Genomic DNA, 334 nt, shown 5'->3' on the forward strand with positions numbered 1-334 from the left:
GGTTATAGGCTTTATCTTCAAGAGTTAGTGGCTTAAGTTTGCTTGATTTCCTCGGAGTTTGCGTTTGTGAATACATCTTCATGAGTCCTTGATAACCACTGTCAGCCAAGATTTTACCAGCTTGTCCGATATTTCTGCGACTCATTTTGAACAATTTCATATCGTGGCAATAGTTCACAGCGATATCCAAAGAAACAATTCTCTCTTGGCTTGTGACAATCGCTTGAGCCTTCATAGCATGGCATTTCTTTTTACCAGAATAATTGGCTAATTGATTTTTTTAGGACGATTTATTTTTACCTCTGTTGCATCCACAATCACCGTATCCTCAGCA

The 334-nt window shown here is 38.6% G+C and carries 1 pseudogene; it reads right to left on the minus strand.

What is annotated here, in order from left to right:
- Positions 1–334 (minus strand): annotated as a pseudogene (locus tag ADF68_RS04655) (transposase); the annotation flags it as partial.

Source organism: Streptococcus pseudopneumoniae (genome assembly GCF_001068775.1).
In the GTDB taxonomy this organism is placed as follows: Bacteria; Bacillota; Bacilli; order Lactobacillales; family Streptococcaceae; genus Streptococcus; species Streptococcus pseudopneumoniae_N.